This is a genomic window from Halorubrum sp. GN11_10-6_MGM (assembly GCF_005435165.1).
Classification (GTDB): domain Archaea; phylum Halobacteriota; class Halobacteria; order Halobacteriales; family Haloferacaceae; genus Halorubrum.
Window position 1 is genome coordinate 1 of the sequence record NZ_SGUC01000043.1, and the last position, 19,701, is coordinate 19,701.

The window sequence follows — 19,701 nt, forward strand, 5'->3', positions numbered from 1 at the left end:
GGGATGGTCTCCTGATCGGAGACCATCCCTCAGGAATCCACTTGCTCGCCTGTTGCATCGATCTACGATACCTCTCAAACGGCTCCTACGAGAGAGTACCGAAATCGATCTCGGGCTAAACACATACTGGATCCGAAGGCCGACCTCCTTGACCGGTACGAGTCAATGGTTGAAACACAGATTGACACCGTTAACGAGATAGATGATAAAGCAGCGACTACGATGCGTGTCCTCGCACTTATTGTTGGAGCACTGCTCTCGATTTTTATTTTCTTCGGCGGAGAACAGTCGTCGATTGCGTTCTCGTCGACAACTCTCATTCCCATCTTATGGGTCGGGATCGGTATTGTTGGCTTGTTAGCTTCCTTCGCGTTCTGTATCCACACGTATCTCAGCAGTCGGATGCTGTTTGGTCCCAAGGCAGTGCTTGGTGAGGTCCTCTCTTCGCATCGCGTCGGGTCAGAAGACTATCAGAACGTACTCTTACGAGGGTTTGCTACAGCGATTGATACAAATAAGGAAGTAATTCGTGTTAATTCCAGACGTTTTAAACGAGCATTGCTCGCGTTCTGGATCGGTGTTGTGGGACTCGGTTCAGGCTTCGGGTTTCTCGTGTTTGAGCTCGCCATGAGCGTCGATGTTCTGCTATCGGTTCCCGTTGTAGTGGTGATCGGTTACTACGCTAACTACATTATCCGAGAAAAATACATGATTGTTCCGCACGAAGGGTGAATCATGACTGATACCAAAAAGGAAGGCGACGATGTCGAATTCGTTCGCCTCGCGGACACTGAGGCGACGACGACTGACGACGACGGGAATCCAAGAGCTAAGATGGAGGCATTAAGCAAGGGTGGCGAGAAGGATCCGGAAGAGGACGGATCTACCAACGAGAAGTAGACAGCATACGGCTGTCACGGTGAATAGTTGGATCGAATACAATAGGAAGAAATTCGTCGTATAACTGCTGTACAGTTGTCTTAGCCGATCAGATCGCCCGTTCCGCGACCCCGGCGTAGATCCGGTAACAGCGGTCGAGGACGTCGAGGCTCGCGCTCTCGGTGTCGGTGTGCGCCTCGCCCGGTTCGGATGCGCCGCAGACCAGACACTCCGTCCCGGCCTGCGCGAGCCACCCCGCGTCGGTCGCGTGCGGCTTGGTGACGTGTTCCGGCGCGTCGAGGCCGAGTTCGTCGTGGACCCCGCGGACGACGTCGAGCGCGGCGTCGGCGAACGCGGCGTCGCCGCAGGCCATCGGCGGGAGGTCCTGATCGACGACGAGTTCGACGCCCGGCGTCGCGTCGGCGACGCCTTCGAGGTCGGCGCGGCCGCCCGGCACGGTGCGCTCGTCGACCGTCGCCTCGCAGCGCTCGGGGATGACGTTCCACGTCTCGCCGCCGTCGACGATCGTGACCGCGAGCGACCCCGACACGTCGTTGCCGAGGACGGTCGCCTCCGGGACGTCGAGGTCGCGGACCCCGTCGATCGCGTCGCAGGCGCGGTAGATGGCGTTCTCGCCGGCCTCGGGCTCGGAGGCGTGCGCGGCCTCCCCGCGGGCGACGAGGCGCGATCCGCGTCGCCCGCGGTGGGCGACGACGACGTCCGTGACGCCCGGTTTAGAATAGTTCGTCGACCCCTCAGCGACGAGCGCGCGGTCCGGCGCGAACCCGGCGTCGATCGCGTGGCGCGCGCCGTCGCCGCCGACCTCCTCGCCGACGAACGACGCGAAGATCAGCTCGCGGCCCGCGGGCGGCGTCGCGTCCCGGAAGGCGACCATCGCGGCCGCGACCGACCCCTTCATGTCGGCGGTCCCGCGGCCGTAGATCCGGCCGTCGCGTCGCTCGACGACGTACTCGCCGTCAAGCCCGTCACCTGTCGTCTGCTCTGGCGCCGGGGGGACGACGTCGTGGTGGCCGACCAGCGCGAGGGAGTCGGCGTCCGGGTCGTCCGTCGCGCCCGCGAACGCGAGGACGTTGCCGGCGCCGTCGCGCTCGACGGTCGCGTCGGTCTCCGCGCGCAGCCACTCCTCGATCGCGTCGCCCGCGGCCGCCTCGTCCTCGTGGGAGGGGATCGAGACGAGCCGCTCGGTCAGGTCCGCGAGTTCGTCCATACGACCCGTGTCGCGCGTCTCCCAATAAGCGCGTCCCTCGCGGCGATCGAGAAGCGAAGTCGGCGCGGGGGTCGCGGTCCGGAGGGCGACCGAGGGTCCGCCCCGCCTCAGGTCGTGAACAGCTCGGTGTCGTCCGGCACCGCGAACAGCCCGAGACGGACCCCGGCGTCGAGCCAGCCGTAGCCGTACGAGTACGAGGCGAGCGCGTTCACGGGATCGCCGTCGGCCCGGAAGTGGCGGCCGTCGTCGAGGTACGACTCGGCCATCTCGGTCACGTCGGCCGCGGCCTCGCCGAGCGGCGTGTCGGTCGGGGGGCGCGGCTCCGCGACGGCGAGCGCGTCGGCGAGCATCCGCTCGTAGCGGTCCGTCTTCTCCTCTAGGTCGGCGGGCATGGGCGACGGTTCCCGCGAGCGAACAAAAAGGCCGTCGGGGGACGGCGGCGCCGAGAGAGCGAAGTTTATCACCGGCGCGGCCGCGACACGAAACGATGTCCTCCGACGGATCAGCAGATCCCGATCTCGGCCCGTCGTCCCCCGTGGCTCCGACCGGTCGCGGTGCCCTCGCGCTCGTGGTCGCGACCAACCTCCTCCCGCTCGCCGGCGTGGTCGCGTTCGACTGGCGGGTCGGCGAGCTGCTCGCGCTCTACTGGATCGAGGTGGCCGTGATGGTCCTCGCGTACAGCGGCGCCGCGCTGTTCGCCGAGCGACCAATCGACCTGGAGGACCGTTCCTTCTACGTCGTCGGCTACTCGGAGGACACGGAACTCGACGAGGAGCGATGGGGGACCGACCCCGAGCCGATCCACCTCGTCTCGTGGCTCCCGCCGGTGTACCGCCGGAACGTCGGCGTCGTCGTCCGCTCTCTCGGCGTCTTCGCGTTCCTCGCGTTCCCGCTGTTCGGAGTCGGATGGGACGCGCTCTCGTACCTCACGCCCACCGTGGCGCTGGCGACGCTCGGCGTCTGCGGCGCGCAGGTCGCGGAGGTCCGCCGGGAGTTCTTCGCCGAGCGCGCCTACGAGGAGCGGTCGCCGTACATGGTCGTCGAGGCGGCCCAGCGGGTCGTCTTCTTCTACTTGGCCGTGGGGATGCTGACGGTGGTTCCGGTCACGCTCGGGATCTTCGCGATCGAGGCGGCCCTCGCTCCGGGGCTGATCGACCGGCTCGCCGAGGCGTTCGGGGCCGGGGCCGTCCTCGTCCCCTACCTCCTCCCGATCGCGCTGGCCAAGGCGACCGTGGAGTGGAGCCGGCGGCGAGCGTTCCGCGAGGACGACCCGGACGGGATCGCGACGTGGTTCACCGGCGAGGACCCGCGCCGCGAGTGGAAGAAGGAGGAGGAGTCCGCCGGAGACGGGTGACCGGCGCGCGGCGACGGAAGCGCAACGCCGATACGCCCGGCCGCGAAACGGGGGAGCATGTACGAGGCCGTTCACGCCTACCCGGACGGGGAGGCGACCGTCGCGCGCCACGCCGCGACCGCCGCCCGACACGGCTACGACGGGATCGTGGTGCGGTCGCGGGACGCGCTGGACGCGGCCGGGGACGAGGCCGACGGAGGGGCCGTGCGGAGCGGCGCCGAGACGCGGTCGAGTCCGGTTCGGGACCCGACCGCGCTGAGCGAGGAGCACGGCGTCGACGTCGTCGACGCGGTCGAGATCGACGCCGACGACCCGACGAGCGCCTCGGGGGCGGTCGGGAACTACCGCTCCGACCGGACCGTGGTCTGCGTCGTCGGGGGCGACGACGCCCTGAACCGGTTCGCGGTCGAGCAGTCCCGCGTGGACATCCTCGTCCGACCGATGGCGGGCGGCGGCGACGTCAACCACGTCCTCGCGAAGGCGGCGCGCGACAACGGCGTTCGCGTCGAGTTCGACTTCGGTCCGGTTCTTCGCGAGACCGGCGGGAAGCGGGTCCGAGCGCTCTCGGACCTCCGGAAGCTCCGCGAGATCGTCTCCCACTACGACGCGCCGTACGTCGTGAGCGCGAACGCGCGCTCGCACCTCGAACTCCGGGCGCCCCGCGAGCTGGTCGCGGTCGGCGAGGCGATCGGGTTCGACGCCGAGGCCGTCCGCGAGGGGCTCCGCGCGTGGGGCGACCTCGTCGACCGCAACCGCGACCGCCGCTCCGAGGCCTTCATAGAGCCGGGGGTCCGACGTGGGAAGCATGAAGAAGACGGTTGCTGAACACGCCGAGCGGTTCTCCGAGAAGGCGGCCGCGTACGACGACTCGAAGAGCGACGAGTACCACGCCTGCGCGAGCCTCGTGATCGACCACGCGGCGCCCGAGTCCGACGACGTGGTCCTCGATCTGGGGGCCGGGACGGGCGCCATCGCGCTCGCGGTCACCGCGGACGCCGAGCGCGTGCTCGCCCGGGACGTTAGCGAGGGGATGATGGACGAGGGGCGCCGGAAGGCCGCGGATCGCGGGCTCGACAACGTCGAGTTCGCGTACGGCGAGTTCCGAGAGCCCGAACTCGACCCGGACCAGCGGGTCGACGTCGTCACCTCGAACTTCGCGCTCCACCACCTCGCCGACGACGAGAAGCGCGAGGCGATCCGGGTGATGGCCGAGACCGGCGCGCGCCGGATCGTCCTCGGCGACGTGGCGTTCTTCGAGGAGCCGGACCCCGACGCGCCGTTCTACAGTCCCGAGGTCGACGACCCCGCGACGGTCGGGACGCTCGTCGAGGCGTTCACGGCGGAGGGGTTTGCGGTGACCGCCGTCGAGCGCGTCCACGACCAAGTGGCGGTGATCGTCGCGGAGCGGCTCCGCGAGCTGCCGGCGTGATATCTCCGTGAAACACCTCCCCAAACACCTCCGACCGCGCTGGCGGTACGTCGCGGTCGGGATCGAGACGTGGACCGACGCCGAGGTCGGGCGGCGCGCGTTCCAGCGCGCGCTGTGGTACAGCGCCGGCAACCTCCTCGGCGACGCCGGGAGCGCCGACGCCGACCTCACGCTGCTGTCGTTCTCGCACGCGGACGGGACCGGGGAGGCGGTCGTCCGCGTCAGGCACGGCCACGTCGACGCCGCGCGCGCCGCGATCGCCTGCGTGAGCGAGGTCGACGGCGAGCCGGTCGGAATCCTCGTCAGGGGGATTTCGGGGACGGTGCGTGCCTGTGAGGAAAGATATATGGGTCGCGCGACCGCCAGTTCGACACAGCGAGACGTCGCGTTCGAGGGCGCCGAACGGGCCGCGACCGTGCGCGGAGACGCGTGCGACGTCCGGACCGAGTCGGGCCGCGTCGGCGCGATGACGTTCGACACCGAGTGATATCATGCAGGGACAATCCCAACAGCAGGCGTACGACCGCGGCATCACTATCTTCTCACCGGACGGTCGACTCTACCAGGTCGAGTACGCCCGGGAGGCGGTGAAGCGAGGGACGGCGAGCGTCGGGATCCGCGCCGAGGACGGGGTCGTCCTCGCGGCCGACAAGCGCGCCCGCTCCCCCCTCATGGAGCCGGAGAGCATCGAGAAGCTCCACAAGGCCGACGACCACGTCGGCGTCGCGAGCGCGGGCCACGTCGCCGACGCCCGCCAGCTCATCGACTTCGCGCGCCGACAGGCGCAGATCAACCAGCTCCGCTACGGCGAGCCGGTCGGTATCGAGACGCTGACGAAGAACATCACCGACCACATCCAGCAGTACACGCAGGTCGGCGGCGCGCGCCCGTTCGGCGTCGCGCTCATCGTCGGCGGCATCGAGAACGGCGAGCCGCGCCTGTTCGAGACCGACCCCTCGGGCACCCCCTACGAGTGGCAGGCGCTGTCGATCGGCTCGGACCGCAGCGACCTCCGCGACTACCTCGAGGCGGAGTACGAGGAGGGAATCACCACGGACGAGGCGGTCGGGCTCGCGCTCGACACCCTCGCGCAGTCGAACGACGGCGAGCTGTCGCCCGACGGCGTCGGCGTCGCGACGATCACCGTCGACGAACCCGAGTACACGGAGCGCCCGGCCGACGAGATCGAGTCGATCCTCGACGAGCGCGACCTGCTCGCGACCGACGAGGACGAAACGGACGACGCCGAGAGCGACGAGTAGTAGCGTTCTTTTCGCCCGGCCGCCGGCGACGCCCCGCCGCCGGTCGGGAGAGTTATGCCGTCGGAGGCTGACCGAGGAGGCGTGCAGAAGACGGCACTCATCACCGGTTGTTCCTCGGGCATCGGCCGCGCCGCGGCGCACGCGTTCCTCGACGAGGGATGGACCGTGTACGCCACCGCGCGGAACCCCGCGGACATCGAGGCGCTCGGCGAGGCGGGCTGTGAACTGGCCACGCTCGACGTGACGGAACAGGCGGACGTCGACCGCGTCGTCGACCGGATATTAGACGAGGAGGGCGCGATCGACGCGCTGATCAACAACGCCGGCTACGGGCAGTTCGGGCCGATCGAGGACGTCGCGACCGAGCGGGTCCACGACCAGTTCGACGTGAACGTGTACGGCCCGCATCGGTTGATCCGGGCCGTGTTGCCGGCGATGCGCCGCAAGCGCGACGGGACCATCGTCAACGTCTCGTCGGTCGCGGGGCGGGTGTCGATGCCCGGCGGCGGCGTGTACAGCGGCTCGAAGTTCGCCCTCGAAGCGATGTCGGACGCGCTCCGCAACGAGGTCGCGGACCTCGGGATCGACGTGGTCGTCGTCGAGCCCGGCCCCGTGAGGACGAACTTCTCGAAGCGCGCGGAGTCGGAGGCCGACCCCGAGGAACGCGAGGGGATCGAACGGACGGACGCGTACGACGACTTCTACGCGATGTTCGAGGACGCGAAACTGATCGGCGGCGACGGTCCCGGCGCGGTCGAGCCGGAGCTCGTCGCGAACGCGATCTACGACGCCGCGAGCGCGACGCGGCCGCCCGCGCGAGTCCAGCCCGGCCCCGTCGCCCGGTTCGGCGTCCTCGCGCGGTTCCTCCCCGACGCGCTGCTCGACAAGGCGTACGGCCTCGTTCGGAACTTCACCTCGTAAGCGGCCGGCGCCGACCGCTACTCGGGATCGCCAACGGCCCCGTCCTCGGCGTCGACCGCGAACGGACTCGCCCCCTCCCGCCAGTCCCAGCCCGGGAGCCGCGTCTGGAACCCCGCGGCGAGCGCGGCGTCGAGGTCGTCCGCGCCCGCGGTCCCGGCGCCGCGGCCGTCGCCGTCCGCGGTCGCGTCCCGGTCCACGTAGAGGTCGGCGACGTGGAACGTCGCCTGCGCGAGCAGCGAGAGCGGGCGCCCGCCGGCTATCGTCGCGGCGAGCTCCCGACCGAGGACCTCGTCGACGACGAATCCGGGATAGTCGCCCTCGACGTCGAGGTCGCGAAGGAGCGCGACGCAGGCCGCGACGTTGACCGCGACCTCGCCGTCGGCGAAGACGGCGTCGACCTCGCGGCGGTACGCGTCGGGCGCCACCGCGTCCACGTCCGTCTCGAAGATCCGACCGAGGCGGTCGCGGGTGTCGTTGAGTATCGGGACGACCACGTCGGCGCGGTCGCGGATCCAAGCGTGTTCGTCGCGGACCGTCTGCGGCGTGACGCGCATGGACGGAGATTGCGGCCTCCTGCGGCTTGCCCTTTGCGAAGGCTTTTATAACGCCGGGGCAGTAGCGTGAACCAAGCGGGTTTTCGCTGGCTGTTCCCGCGTACGGAACCAGTACGGACAGTACTTCCACTATGCCTATCCCGTCACGGTCGATCGATCGGCGGCGAGTCGCCGCGCGACGCGCGACGCGATTCGACGACGACGGCGGCCTCGACGACCCGCAGTGAGATATGAGTCAAGTCGACAAGCAACTCGATACGTTGAAATCCGAGATCGAACAGGAGATACCGAACGACATCACGGTCACCGACGTGAAATACGAGGGGCCGGAGCTGGTCGTGTACACGCGCGACCCCAAGCGCTTCGCCGGCGACGGCGACCTGATCCGACGGCTCGCCTCGAAGCTCCGCAAGCGGATCACGGTCCGCCCAGACCCGAGCGCGCTCTCGCCGCCGGCGCGGGCCGAAGAGAAGGTACGCGAGGTGATCCCGGAGGAGGCCGGCGTGACCGACCTCGACTTCCACGAGGATACGGGTGAAGTCGTCATCGAGGCCGAAAAGCCCGGCATGGTGATCGGCCGCCGCGGCTCGACGCTCCGCGAGATCACGCAGGAGGTCGGCTGGACCCCCGAAGTCGTTCGGACGCCGCCGATCGAGTCCTCCACCGTCTCGAACGTCCGCGGCTTCCTGAAAAACGAGCGCGAGGAGCGCCGCGACATCCTCGAACGCGTCGGCCGACAGATCCACCGCGAGGAGATGTCCGACGACGAGTGGGTCCGGATCACGACGCTCGGCTGCTGCCGCGAGGTCGGCCGCGCGGCGTTCATCCTCTCGACGCCCGAGACGCGGATCCTCATCGACTGCGGCGACAAGCCCGGCGCCGAGGGTGAGGTGCCGTACCTCCAGGTCCCCGAGGCGCTCGGCGCGGGCGCGGCGACGCTCGACGCCGTCATCCTCACCCACGCCCACCTCGACCACTCCGCGTTAGTTCCGCTCCTCTTCAAGTACGGCTACGACGGCCCGATCTACACGACGGAGCCGACCCGCGACCTGATGGGCCTGCTCACGCTCGACTACCTCGACGTCGCCGCGAAGGACGGCCGGACGCCGCCATACGAGTCCGCGCAGGTCCGCGACGCGATCAAGCACACGATTCCGCTGGAGTACGGCGACGTGACCGACGTGGCGCCCGACGTGAAGCTCACGTTCCACAACGCGGGCCACATCCTCGGCAGCGCCGTGACTCACTTCCACATCGGCGACGGCCTCTACAACGTCGCCTTCTCGGGCGACATCCACTACGAGGACACGCGGCTGTTCAACGGCGCGGTCAACGACTTCCCGCGCGTCGAGACGCTCGTGCTGGAGTCCACCTACGGCGGCCGAAACGACTACCAGACCGACCAGGAGGACTCCGAGGAGGCGCTCAAGCGCGTCATCAACGAGACGTACGAGCAGGGCGGAAAGGTCGTCATCCCCGCGTTCGCCGTGGGGCGCTCGCAGGAGATCATGCTCGTCTTGGAGGAGGCGATGCGCGAGGGGGAGATCCCGGAGATGCCCGTCCACCTCGACGGGATGATCTGGGAGGCGACCGCGATCCACACGACGTACCCCGAGTACCTCCGCGACGACCTCCGCGACCGCATCTTCCACGAGGACGAGAACCCGTTCCTCGCCGACCAGTTCAACCACATCGACGCCGGCGAGGAGGAACGACAGGACGTCGCCGACGGCGACGAGTGTATCGTCATCTCCACGTCGGGGATGATCGAGGGCGGACCGATCATGTCGTGGCTCCGCCACATCGGTCCCGACCCGGACTCGAACCTCGTGTTCGTCGGCTATCAGGCGCAGGGGACGCTCGGTCGCCGGATCCAGAACGGCTGGGACGAGATCCCGGTCGACGGCTGGGGCGGCGGGAGCCGCGGCGACACGCTCACCCTGGAGATGGGCACGGAGGTCGTCGACGGCTTCTCCGGCCACGCCGACAGACAGGGGTTAGAGAACTTCGTGAAGACGATGAACCCGCGCCCCGAGAAAGTTCTCTGCGTCCACGGCGACGAGAGCTCCGTTCAGGACCTCTCGTCGTCGCTGTACCACGACTACAACATGCGGACGTTCGCGCCGAAGAACCTGGAGACGTTCCGGTTTAAATAGGCGACCGGTTCGGTGAGGGCGCTCGGAGGGGACGTTCGAGTGTCCGTCGTCGCCGACGCGGTGGCTGACGCTTTGGGTTGACCGTTCTTTATAAATCGTTGCTGTCCCAGAGAACGCCGCCGACGCCTCAGCCGCTTGCTTATAAATAACCCGAGGCAGACCGGCGGTGAACAGCTTCAAAGCCCCAGCCGCGAGGCCGCAGTACGCTCGCTGTGCTCCTCGGTCGTTCGCTTCGCTCACTCCCTGCGGTGCTTACATCGCCTACTGCGGCCTCGCGGCTGCCCCTTTGATCCCCGCACCGCACAGCAACCGCACCGCACACCTCCCCAGCCTCGTCGCAGCCGTTTGAAAACGGCCGCGACTCCCTCGCGCGTGCGACTCGCGGCCGCCTTCGGCGGCCGCTCGCAGGCACGCGCCACCGCCAACTCTATTTATAAACGGTCGTCTCGGTCGTCTCGGTCGTCGACCTTCTCGTCCCGCCGGTCCCGCTCCCGCGCGTCCGGGTCGCGTTCCGCGGGGTCGCCGTGACCGCCGCCGCCGGGGGTGCGGATCGAGATGGTCGTCCCGACCGCGACGTCGACGGACGCCTTCGCCGGGACCGGCTCGCCGTCGATCAGGTTCACGCCGACCGCGCCGTCCTCGCCGCCGTCGAGGCCGCGCGGCACGGTTCGGCGACGCTCTGTCAGCAGCGAGACGGTCGCGTCCGTCTCGACGGTGACGGTCCGATCGACGCCGAGGCCGCCGCGGTGGCGGCCGTCGCCGCCGCTCGACGGGCGCAGCGCGTACCGCTCGACGCGGAGCGGATACGCCGTCTCCAGCGCCTCGACGGGCGTGTTGAGCGTGTTTGTCATCCCGACCTGAACGCCGTCCATCCCGTCCTTGCTCGGGCGGGCGCCGAACCCGCCGGCGATCGTCTCGTAGTAGGTGAACTCGCCGGTGCGGTCGCCGATTATCAGGTTGTTCATCGTCCCCTGTCCGCCGGCGGGGACGAGGTCGGGCACCGCCTCCGCGAGGGCGGCGAGGGTGACGTCCGTGACGCGCTGGCTCGTCTCGACGTTCCCGCCGACGACCGCGGCCGGCGGGCGGGGGTCGAGCAGCGACCCCTCGGGCGCGGAGACGGACACCGGCTCGTAGCAGCCGTGGTTGGGCGGTATCTCCGGGTCGGCGACCGCGCGGACGACGAAGTACACCGCGCTCTTCGCGACCGAGAACGGCGCGTTCAGGTTGCCGTCGACCTGGTCGGCGGTGCCGGCGAAGTCGACGTCGATCGCGGCGCCGTCGACGGTGACAGCGACCTCGACCGGGATCTCCGCGTCCGTCACCCCGTCGCCTTCGAGAACGTCGGCGGCGCAGTACGTGCCGTCCGGGAGGGCTCGGATCTCGCTCTCGACGCGGTCGCGCGAGTAGTCGATGACGGCGTCGAACGCGTCGAGGAGCGTGTCGCCGTGTTCGTCGAGCAGTTCGCCGACGCGCTCCTCGGCGCGCGCGTTCGCGGCGCGCTGCGCGCGGAGGTCCGCCTCGCGCTCGTCCGGCGTGCGGACGTTGGCGAGGATGAGGTCTCGGACGGCCTCGTTCGGCTCGCCGCCGTCGACGAGCCGGACCGCCGGCAGGCGGAGCCCCTCCTCGTACACCTCGCGCGCGCCGGGCGGCATGCTCCCCGGCGCGCTGCCGCCGACGTCGGCGTGGTGCGCGCGCGACACCGCGTACCCGACGATCTCGCCGTCGGGCGCGATCGGCGAGACGAGCGTCACGTCCGGAAGGTGCGTCCCGCCCGCGAACGGGTCGTTGACGACGAAGACGTCGCCCGGCTTCGGCTCCTTTTCGAGGATCACGTCGACGGCGTCCGGCATCGCGCCGAGGTGAACCGGGATGTGTTCGGCCTGCGCGACCATCCGTCCGTCGGCGTCGAACAGCGCCGTCGAGCAGTCCTGCCGCTCCTTGATGTTCGGCGAGTACGCCCCGCGGATCAGCACGTGGCCCATCTCGCTTGCGACGCTCTCCAGCTGGTTCCGGAGGATCTCCAGCGAGACGGGATCGACGTCAGAGTCGGTCTCCGCGTCGCTCACGCGTCGCTCACCTCCGCGACCAGCGCGCCGTCGTCGCGCAGCCGGACTCGCCACCCCGGCGGGACGACGACCGTGCTCTCCGCCCCCTCGACCACGACGGGGCCCTCGACCGGGCTCTCGGCGGGGAACCGGTTCCGGTCGTAGACCGCCGTCTCGCGGGCGCCGTCTGGGAACACCGCCTCGCGCGTGGTCCGGGGCTCGGCGCCCTCGCTTCCGACGGCGCCGACCGAGGGCGCGCGCCGGGGGACGGTCGCCGTGGCGCGGCAGTTCACCAGTTCGACGGGCTCGTCCGTCCGGTAGCTGTACGCCGACTCGTGGGCCGCCGCGAACCGTTCGCCGGCGGCCGCCGCGTCGAACGGCCGCTCGACGTCGACGGTGAGTTCGAAGCTCTGCCCGGCGTACCGGCAGTCGGCGGCGTACTCGACGCGGGCCGCGTCCGGGTCGCTGAGCTCGTCGAGCAGTCCGTCGGCCAGCTCGCCGTAGAGCTCGTCGACGGCGCCGGGATCGACCTCGTCGAGAGGGGCCTGCCGCGTCCGCACGGCGTCGCGCGTCTCGTCGGCCGCGAGCAACCCGTACGCCGACAGGACGCCGGACGCGTGGGGGACGACGACGCGCTCGACGTCGAGGCCGTCGGCGATCGAGGCCGCGTGCATCGGTCCCGCGCCGCCGAACGCGACGAGCCCGAACTCCCGCGGGTCGTGGCCGCGCTCGACGGTGACGGAGCGGATCGCGCGCGTCATGTCGGCGTTCGCGACGCGGTGGACGCCGAGCGCGGCCGCGACCGGGCCCTCCATCCCCGCCTCGTCGGCGAGGTCGGCGAGCGCGTCGCGGGCCGCGTCCGCGTCGAGCGACAGGTCGCCGCCGAGGGCCGTGTCGGCGCCGACGTACCCCAACACGAGGTTCGCGTCCGTGACGGTCGGCTCCGTGCCGCCCTTCCCGTAGCAGGCGGGTCCGGGGTCGGCGCCGGCCGAGCGCGGGCCGATCCGCAGCGCGCCGCCGGCGTCGACCCACGCGATCGACCCGCCGCCCGCGCCCACGGTCTCGACGTCGACCATCGGCGTCCCGATCGGTCGGTCGGCGACCGCCGACTCCGTCGTCCGCGCGACCTCGCCGTCGCGGACGAGGCTCACGTCGCTGGAGGTGCCGCCCATGTCGAAGGTGATCAGCCCCTCGCGGTCCGCGTCGGCCCCCGCCGTCGCGCTCGCGCCCACGACGCCCGCCGCGGGGCCCGAGAGGACGGTCGTCACGGCGTTCCGCCTGACGGTGTCGGCGTCGGTGACCCCTCCATTGGCCTGCATGATCCGCGGCTGCGGGAGGCCCATCTCCCGGGCACGCTCGGTGAGGCGGCCGACGTAGCCGTCGATCGCCGGGCGCACGTACGCGTCGACGACCGTGGTGGCGGTGCGCTCGTACTCGCGGAACTCGGGGAGCACCTCGTTCGAGGCCGACACCGGAACGTCGAGCGCGGCGCGGAGCGCGTCCGCGACGCGGGCCTCGTTCCCGGGGTGCGCGTAGGCGTGGAGCAGGCAGACCGCGACGGACTCGACGTCGGCGTCGCGGAGGTCGCCGACGAGCGACTCGATCTCCTCGTCGTCGACGGGGCGCTCGATTCCGTCAGGCGTGGCGCGCTCGGCCACCTTGAACCGGCGGCGCCGGGGAACGAGCGGCGCCGGCTTCTCGGCGTCGAGGTCGTACAGCGACGGCCGGGTCTGCCGACCGATCTCCAACACGTCCCGGAACCCCTCGGTCGTCACGAGAGTAGTTCGCGCGCCGTCGCTCTCCAACAGGGCGTTGACGGAGACGGTCATCGCGTGCGAGAACTCGGTCACGCTCGCGGGGTCGATCCCGGCCGCTTCGCAGGCCTTCCGAATGCCGGCCGCGACGCCCTCGCTCTGGTCGTCGGTGCTCGGCACCTTCGCGGTGACGAGGTCGCCGTCGAGCGAGAGCGCCACGTCGGTGAACGTCCCGCCGACGTCGACGCCGATCGCTCGCCCGTTCGCTCCAGCGTCGTCCGTCGACCGTCCGTCCGCCTTCGTCTCGACCGTCGCTCCCTCGTCCATCTACGACACCCCGTAGGCGTCCCGGCCCCTCTGGCCGCCGGACGGCGCGGTGTCTCGGTCGCGTAGCATAGGGCCTCCTCGTTACCGGACGGACTTAAGCGCGTGCCGTCGCGTCGCGCACGACGCCGACGCCGCTTCCCGCCTCCTGCCGATCCCGCCTCCCGTTGCCTCCACCTCCCGCCGACCCCGCACCCCGCCGACCCCGCGAACATCTTCGGGAACAGTCGGAGGCCGGCGGGGGACCGCGTTACGACCATGGGAGCAGTTCCGCGCGGTATCGACACGGCTCGGGGGCCGCCGATGACGGTTCCGCTTCGGCATTTCCTCGTCGGGATCGGCCTCCTCTGTGGCGCGCTCCTCGTCGGGATCGGCCTCGTCGTCGACGCGGTACCGGGGCTCGGCGGACTCGTCCACGTCCACCTGTTCTTGGTCGGGTGGGTGTGCGTGACGATCATGGGCGCGATGACGCAGTTCGTCCCGGTGTGGTCGGGGACGACGCTCCGGTCGCGGCGGCTCGCGAGCGCCCAGCTCGCGCTAGTCGGCGGCGGCCTGCTCGGGTTCGCGACCGCGCTCGCGCTCGGGCGACTCGGGTGGCTCGCGGGGTTCGGGGCCGTCATGCTCCTCGGCTTCTGGGCGTTCGTGTACAACCTCGGCCGGACGCTCGCGACCGTTGCGGAGTTCGACGCGACCGAGCGCCACTTCGTCGTCGCGCTCGCCTGCTTCGCCGTGCTGACCGGACTCGGCGTCCTCCTCGCGGCGGACCTCGGCTCCGGGCTCCTCGCCGACCTCGGGGTGTCGCACGCCGGCGTCCGCGGCGCCCACGTCACCCTCGGCGTCTTCGGCGCGGTGCTGACGACGATATACGGCGCCCTCTACCAGCTCGGAACGATGTTCACGCAGACGGAGCTCCGCGGGATCGACCACCGCCTTCGCGCGGTCGAGGAGGTCGGCCACCCCGTCGGCGTCGTCGCGCTCGCGGGCGGGCGACTGGTCGGGGCGACCGCGCTCGCCCGCGTCGGCGCGGCGTTGGTCCTGCTCGCCGCGCTGGGGTTCGCGGTTGTTCTCGCCCGTCGGCTCGTCGAGATGCGCGTCGAGCGCACGCCGATGCACACGCGGTACGCGGTCGTCGCGCTCGCGCTCGGCGCGTGGGTCGCGACCGCCGCGCCGGCGTGGCTCCGGGCGCCGCTCGCGCCCGAACACGTCCTCGGCGGGCCCGGAGGCGCGCCGCTGCTCCTGCTCGGCGTGGTCGGGTTCGTCATCTTCGGCACGCTGTACCACATCGTCCCGTTCGTCGTCTGGGTCGAGCGGTACAGCGACCGGCTCGGCTTCGAGGCGGTGCCGATGGTCGACGACCTCTACGCCGACCGCCTCGCGGCAGCCGACGGGACGCTGCTGTTCGCCGGGACCGCCCTCCTCGTCGCCGCCGACGTCGCCGCCGACGCGGCGGGGACGGCGCTCGCGGTCGGACTTCCGGGGGTCGCGCTGGTCGGGCTGACGCTGGTGACGCTGGGCGTCGCGGTGTTCGCGGCCAACGCGCTGCTGGTGATCCGCCGACACAGTCCGGGGACGCTGGCCCGCGTCGCGTTCGGCCGGCCCGGCGCGCGTCGCGCGGTCGGCGGCGGAGTGATCGACGGCGCGGAAAAGGGGGAGAGCGTGGACGCGGCCGACGGCGAGTGAGCGGACGACCGGTGCGCCGAAGCCAGTACTTAAGCGACGCCGCCGTGACCCAAGTGTATGCGCATCGCGCTCATCGCACACGACGAGCTGAAAGACGAGATGGTGGCGTTCGTCGAGTCGTACACCGACGTCCTGGAGGGGTGCGAACTGGTGACCACCGGGACGACCGGCAAACGCATCGCGGAGGCGACCGGGCTCTCCGTGGACCGACAGGCCTCGGGCCCGTACGGCGGCGACCTCCAGATCGGCGGGATGATCGCGGACGACCGGATCGACGGGGTCGTCTTCCTCCGCGACCCGCTGACCGCGCAGGCGCACGAGCCCGACATCTCGGCGCTGCTCCGAGTCTGCGACGTGAAGGACGTGCCGCTGGCGACGAACGTCGCGTCGGCCGAGCTGCTCGTCGAGGGGCTGCTCGACTCCAGTTCTCTCGACTGATACCGGCGACCGCGGGGATATTAACCCGGGCGAGCGAAAGGGGGGCGTGATGAAGCGACCGCCTCGGATCGCCGTCAGCGCCCTCGCCCTCTCGCTGCTGCTCCTCGCGGCGAGCGTCGGCGTCGGCACTGGCGCTGGCGTCGGCACTGGCGCTGGCGTCGGCACTGGCGCTGGCGTCGGCACTGGCGCTGGCGTCGGCACTGGCGTCGGCGCAGGCCACGCCGTGACGCCGGGAGCTAGCGTCCACGCGCCGGCGGGAGTGGCCGCGACCGCCGGAGCCGCGTCCGGTCCCGCGACCGTTGGGGGTGGAGTCGACGCGAACCGGAGCAAGGCCCCGCCGATCACGCGGTGTTTCACCGGAAGCGGGTACCCGATATCGATCGGCGACGGCGGAGACGGTGCGACGATGACGGCGGTGATCCACCTCTCGGTGCTGACCGATCCCACCGCGGGCAACGAGTTCGGCGTCGAGACCGCCGGACAGCTCGACGGGGAACCGATCGTGACGCTCGCGGCGGGCGTGCGGCTGACAGCGCGACGGGCGATCGCCGACGGGATCGACCCGTTCGCGGCGTTCGACGTGCTGTACACCTACGAGCTGCGACTCCCGATGTTCGACGGGTCGGTCGGCGACGCCGGCTACGAGGACGACGGGTCGCCGATCGATTCGAGCGCCGGCGCGATCGCCTGTTGACCGGTCACTCCGAGCGTCCCACGCCGTCCTCGGGGTTCGGCGGCCGAACGCCCCGCACCAGCGCCAACACCGCTTTCCTGGTCGCCTCGAATCCGTCGCCGGTCGGGTAGGCGCCGCCGGCGAGCAGGTACTCGCCGGCTTCCCACACCGCGAGCAGCGCCTCCACCGGGACTCGCTCGCCGTCGACCGTACAGCTGCCGTGGAACACCGTGAGCGTCGCGGGCGACGCGTTCGGGTCGTCGACGTGGAGGCGCCGTTGGTCGCGGCGCGCGAGTTCGGATATATCTCGGTCGGCGAGGCGGTCGCCGAACCCCTTCCGAGCCCGCGACTCAACGAGCCGGGTCAGGGCGGGGTTCGGAGCGGCGTCCGGGGAGACGCGAAGTCGACTCGCGAAGAAGAACGGCCGCGGCGGCGGCGTCTCGTGCTCGTAACGCGTCGTGCCCGCCGTCACCGAGACCGGGCCGGCATCGAAGGGGCGCTCCGTCGCCTCGGCGACGAGCGTCCAGCCGTCGAGGCGGTCACGGGGAACGGCGGGCGGCTCCATGGACCCGCATCTCTCCGGACCGGAATAAAACGGCGGGCCGCGAGGGGAGAGAGGTCGGACGGACAGCGGGGGAGGAGTCGAGCCGGGCGGGAAGGCGGTCAGTGGTCGTCTTCGCGCCACTTGTGTTCGCACTCGGTACAGACGAAAAAGCGGGTCTCGGACTCGTCGGCCGAGCGGATCTGCTGCATGTACCAGTACGCCCGGTCGTTGTCGCACTCGGGACAGTGGGCGGTCGTCGTCGGCAGTCCCTTGTCCTCGGCGTCGCTCACGTCGACGATCTCCGACTCGACCTGCGACTGGGTCGTCCACTCGTCGTCGCCGTCGTCGCGGCCGATCTCGTAGCCGCAGGCGTCGCACACCCAGTGGTCTTCGCCTTCGCCGGATTTCATCATGGATCCGCACTCGTCGCAGAACTTCATGCCCGAACCTACCGCGGATCGTATTTAAACGGCGGGATCGCGGGCGAGGGGCGGAGGCGGCCGCGTACGGGCGACGGGGCGCCGGTCTACGGAGAGGGGTTCCCATCAGTCGGTGTTGTGACTCGGTGCCGTCAGTCGGCGTCGTGGCTCGACCCCATCAGTTGACGTCGTGGCTCGACCCCATCAGTTGACGTCGTGGCTCGACCCCATCAGTTGACGTCGCGACTCGGCCCGATCAGTCGGCGTCGACGTGTTCCGCGAGCGCGAACCGCACGCGCTCCTCGTCGGGTCCCTTCGTCTCCCGACCCGTGACGACGACCTCGCCGATCTCAGCGGTGTTCGCGACGTGCGTCCCGGCGCAGGCGGTGCGGTCGTACGGCTCGTCGTCCGCGTCCGCCCCCGCGATCTCGACGATCCGGAGCTCCTCGATCGAGTCCGGGAGGAGGTCGATCCGCGTCCGGTCGGTGTCGAGCGTCGCCTCCGCGGTCTCGCGGTCCATCGTGTAGCTCGACACCGGTCGCCCGTCGGCGACGAGCTCGTTGAGCCGCACCTCGATCCGGTCGAGGTCGGCGTCCGTGAACCGGTCGTACTCGGCGTCGAGGCGCGCGCGGTCGCGGTACAGCTGGTTGCCGGTCGTCCGCGCGTCGAACTCGTCGAGCAGCAGCGCCGACAACAGGTGCTGTGCGGTGTGGTACCGCGAGTGTGCCGTGCGGCGGTCGGCGTCGATCTCGCCCGTCACCGCCGTCCCGGGTTCGGGAGGGTCCGGCGCGGCGCCCCCGTCGTCCGATTCCGCCGCCGGGCCGAGCGTGTGATACACCGTGTCCCGTTTCTCGACGTCGACCACGCGCCAGACGCGGTCGCCGTCGATCGCACGCAGCGCGCCCGTGTCGTGCGGCTGACCACCGCCGGTCGGGTAGAAGTGGGTCCGGTCGAGGACCGCTCTCGGCGGGTCGTCGAGCGCGCGCTCGACGGTCGCCTCGAACGTCGTCACGGTGTCGTCGTCAAGGTGTAGCTGCTCCGTCACGGCTCCACAAAGGAGCGGCGAGGGCATATATCGCCCGGCGCGCTCCGCGCGCCTAGATCTCAGGCGCGATAGACGGGACTCCACGTTTATCCGTGCGCTCGACGCATATACCGGTATGTTTGGGGGTGACCGCGCGCAGAGCGAGGTGCTCGGTACGGTGCTTCTGTTGGGCCTCACCGTCGCGGTCGTCGGCACCACCGTCGCGCTCGGCGCGACCGCGCTCGACGACTCCCAGCGGACCGCGGACCTCCAGCGCGTCGAGGGGGCGATGACGCAGGTCGACTCCAAGGCGAGCCTCGTCGCGCACGGCGAGTCGACCTCGCAGCGCCTTCAACTCGGCCCAGGGCGGAACGCTGACCTACGCGTCGACGAGGGGGCGGGATCGATGCGGATCGAGGTCGAGACCGAGAACGGGACCTACACGAACGAGACCACGCTCGGAGCGATCGTCTACGAGCGCGGCGACGACGTCATCGCCTACCAAGGCGGCGGGGTCTGGCGCGCGAACGGAGACAGCACGCGGATGGTCTCGCCGCCGGAGTTCCACTACCGCGGCGACACGCTCACGCTTCCGCTGGTGACGGTCGCCGGCGAGAGGGACCTCTCCGACTCGGTCACCATCAGCGAGAGCGATGAGCGACCCGAGGGGCTGTTTGCGTCGGAGAACATCTCGAACCCGCTTCTGGGTGGAAACGTCACCATCACCGTCGAGAGCGAATACGCCGAGGCGTGGGGGCGATTCTTCGAGTCCAGAACCGAGGCGAACGTCACGCAGTTGTCCTCGGACGAGGTCCAGGTCGAGATCCGAACGAAGACCGTTCACCCCACGCTCACGACGAGCGCCTCGGCGGTCGGGAGTTCGAGCATCGCCGCGGGCGGAATCAGGCGGCTCGAAGCCGACAGCTACGATTCCGGTTCCGATTCCGACCCCAATGAGTACGGACCTGACACCGCCGACGACAACGCGGTGGTGCGGACCAACGGCGGGTTCGGGAA

At 70.3% G+C, this 19,701-nt stretch carries 20 protein-coding genes and 1 pseudogene; 13 read left to right on the forward strand and 8 right to left on the reverse strand.

Annotated elements, in window-relative coordinates; translation table 11 throughout:
• The first annotated feature begins 165 nt into the window (after positions 1-165).
• Complete coding sequence (locus EXE46_RS14780) at positions 166-732, forward strand: hypothetical protein (protein ID WP_137689126.1); 567 nt, start codon at positions 166-168, stop codon at positions 730-732.
• A 3-nt stretch (positions 733-735) separates the two neighbouring features.
• Entirely contained in the window at positions 736-900 is a 165-nt protein-coding gene (locus EXE46_RS16875; RefSeq protein ID WP_158413953.1) for a hypothetical protein, read from the forward strand.
• Between the two features lie 88 nt (positions 901-988).
• Here the strand turns inward: EXE46_RS16875 and EXE46_RS14785 are convergent, their stop codons facing one another.
• Positions 989-2,107 carry a M20 family metallopeptidase gene (locus EXE46_RS14785; protein WP_137689127.1) on the reverse strand — a complete coding sequence of 373 codons (1,119 nt, stop codon included), beginning with the start codon at positions 2,105-2,107 and terminating at the stop codon, positions 989-991.
• A 107-nt stretch (positions 2,108-2,214) separates the two neighbouring features.
• Entirely contained in the window at positions 2,215-2,499 is a 285-nt protein-coding gene (locus EXE46_RS14790; protein WP_137689128.1) for a DUF357 domain-containing protein, read from the reverse strand.
• 95 nt (positions 2,500-2,594) lie between these two features.
• Between EXE46_RS14790 and EXE46_RS14795 the strand changes: the two genes are divergently transcribed.
• Genes EXE46_RS14795 through EXE46_RS14820 form a run of 6 tightly spaced genes read left to right on the forward strand, consistent with a single transcriptional unit; the run spans position 2,595 to position 7,073 of the window.
• Positions 2,595-3,461 carry a DUF6498-containing protein gene (locus tag EXE46_RS14795; protein WP_137689129.1) on the forward strand — a complete coding sequence of 289 codons (867 nt, stop codon included), beginning with the start codon at positions 2,595-2,597 and terminating at the stop codon, positions 3,459-3,461.
• 57 nt (positions 3,462-3,518) lie between these two features.
• Positions 3,519-4,286 (forward strand): RNase P subunit p30 family protein, encoded by a 768-nt coding sequence (locus EXE46_RS14800; protein ID WP_137689130.1) that lies wholly within the window; start codon positions 3,519-3,521, stop codon positions 4,284-4,286.
• The gene (locus tag EXE46_RS14805; protein ID WP_137689131.1) at positions 4,267-4,890 is read left to right on the forward strand and encodes a class I SAM-dependent methyltransferase; all 624 of its coding nucleotides are present in this window, start codon (positions 4,267-4,269) and stop codon (positions 4,888-4,890) included. Before EXE46_RS14800 ends, EXE46_RS14805 begins: the two co-directional genes overlap by 20 nt.
• Positions 4,891-4,897: 7 nt before the next feature.
• Positions 4,898-5,377 (forward strand): Rpp14/Pop5 family protein, encoded by a 480-nt coding sequence (locus EXE46_RS14810; RefSeq protein ID WP_137689132.1) that lies wholly within the window; start codon positions 4,898-4,900, stop codon positions 5,375-5,377.
• A gap of 4 nt (positions 5,378-5,381) precedes the next feature.
• The gene (gene psmA, locus EXE46_RS14815) at positions 5,382-6,152 is read left to right on the forward strand and encodes an archaeal proteasome endopeptidase complex subunit alpha (RefSeq protein WP_137689133.1); all 771 of its coding nucleotides are present in this window, start codon (positions 5,382-5,384) and stop codon (positions 6,150-6,152) included.
• Between the two features lie 54 nt (positions 6,153-6,206).
• A complete protein-coding gene (locus EXE46_RS14820; RefSeq protein ID WP_137689134.1) occupies positions 6,207-7,073 on the forward strand; it encodes an SDR family oxidoreductase in 867 nt (288 codons plus the stop codon).
• A gap of 17 nt (positions 7,074-7,090) precedes the next feature.
• Here EXE46_RS14820 and EXE46_RS14825 read toward each other — a convergent pair whose 3' ends face one another.
• Entirely contained in the window at positions 7,091-7,627 is a 537-nt protein-coding gene (locus EXE46_RS14825; protein ID WP_137689135.1) for a hypothetical protein, read from the reverse strand.
• A 230-nt stretch (positions 7,628-7,857) separates the two neighbouring features.
• Between EXE46_RS14825 and EXE46_RS14830 the strand changes: the two genes are divergently transcribed.
• Positions 7,858-9,783, forward strand: coding sequence for a beta-CASP ribonuclease aCPSF1 (locus tag EXE46_RS14830; RefSeq protein ID WP_137689136.1), 1,926 nt, complete (start codon positions 7,858-7,860; stop codon positions 9,781-9,783).
• A gap of 431 nt (positions 9,784-10,214) precedes the next feature.
• Here the strand turns inward: EXE46_RS14830 and EXE46_RS14835 are convergent, their stop codons facing one another.
• Together EXE46_RS14835 and EXE46_RS14840 are read right to left on the reverse strand one after the other, a co-directional pair.
• Positions 10,215-11,849: a hydantoinase B/oxoprolinase family protein gene (locus EXE46_RS14835; protein ID WP_137689137.1), complete on the reverse strand. Its 1,635-nt coding sequence runs from the start codon at positions 11,847-11,849 to the stop codon at positions 10,215-10,217.
• Positions 11,846-13,909, reverse strand: a complete 2,064-nt coding sequence (locus EXE46_RS14840) for a hydantoinase/oxoprolinase family protein (RefSeq protein ID WP_241981590.1) — start codon at positions 13,907-13,909, stop codon at positions 11,846-11,848. The genes EXE46_RS14835 and EXE46_RS14840 overlap by 4 nt, the downstream gene beginning before the upstream one ends.
• A gap of 300 nt (positions 13,910-14,209) precedes the next feature.
• Here EXE46_RS14840 and EXE46_RS14845 point away from each other — a divergent pair, with 300 nt between their 5' ends.
• Genes EXE46_RS14845 through EXE46_RS17255 form a run of 3 tightly spaced genes read left to right on the forward strand, consistent with a single transcriptional unit; the run spans position 14,210 to position 16,718 of the window.
• Entirely contained in the window at positions 14,210-15,586 is a 1,377-nt protein-coding gene (locus tag EXE46_RS14845) for a hypothetical protein (RefSeq protein ID WP_137689138.1), read from the forward strand.
• Between the two features lie 57 nt (positions 15,587-15,643).
• Positions 15,644-16,024, forward strand: coding sequence for a methylglyoxal synthase (locus tag EXE46_RS14850; RefSeq protein WP_137689139.1), 381 nt, complete (start codon positions 15,644-15,646; stop codon positions 16,022-16,024).
• Between the two features lie 49 nt (positions 16,025-16,073).
• Positions 16,074-16,718, forward strand: coding sequence for a hypothetical protein (locus EXE46_RS17255; protein ID WP_199234190.1), 645 nt, complete (start codon positions 16,074-16,076; stop codon positions 16,716-16,718).
• A 4-nt stretch (positions 16,719-16,722) separates the two neighbouring features.
• Here EXE46_RS17255 and EXE46_RS14865 read toward each other — a convergent pair whose 3' ends face one another.
• From EXE46_RS14865 to EXE46_RS14875, 3 genes are all read right to left on the reverse strand, one after another.
• Entirely contained in the window at positions 16,723-17,262 is a 540-nt protein-coding gene (locus EXE46_RS14865) for a DUF6517 family protein (RefSeq protein WP_137689140.1), read from the reverse strand.
• Between the two features lie 98 nt (positions 17,263-17,360).
• Entirely contained in the window at positions 17,361-17,681 is a 321-nt protein-coding gene (locus EXE46_RS14870) for a transcription factor S (RefSeq protein WP_137689141.1), read from the reverse strand.
• A 235-nt stretch (positions 17,682-17,916) separates the two neighbouring features.
• On the reverse strand, positions 17,917-18,705 hold the full coding sequence (locus EXE46_RS14875) for an alanyl-tRNA editing protein (protein WP_137689142.1): 789 nt from the start codon (positions 18,703-18,705) through the stop codon (positions 17,917-17,919).
• Between the two features lie 115 nt (positions 18,706-18,820).
• Here EXE46_RS14875 and EXE46_RS14880 point away from each other — a divergent pair.
• Positions 18,821-19,701, forward strand: a pseudogene (locus EXE46_RS14880) (hypothetical protein); the annotation flags it as partial.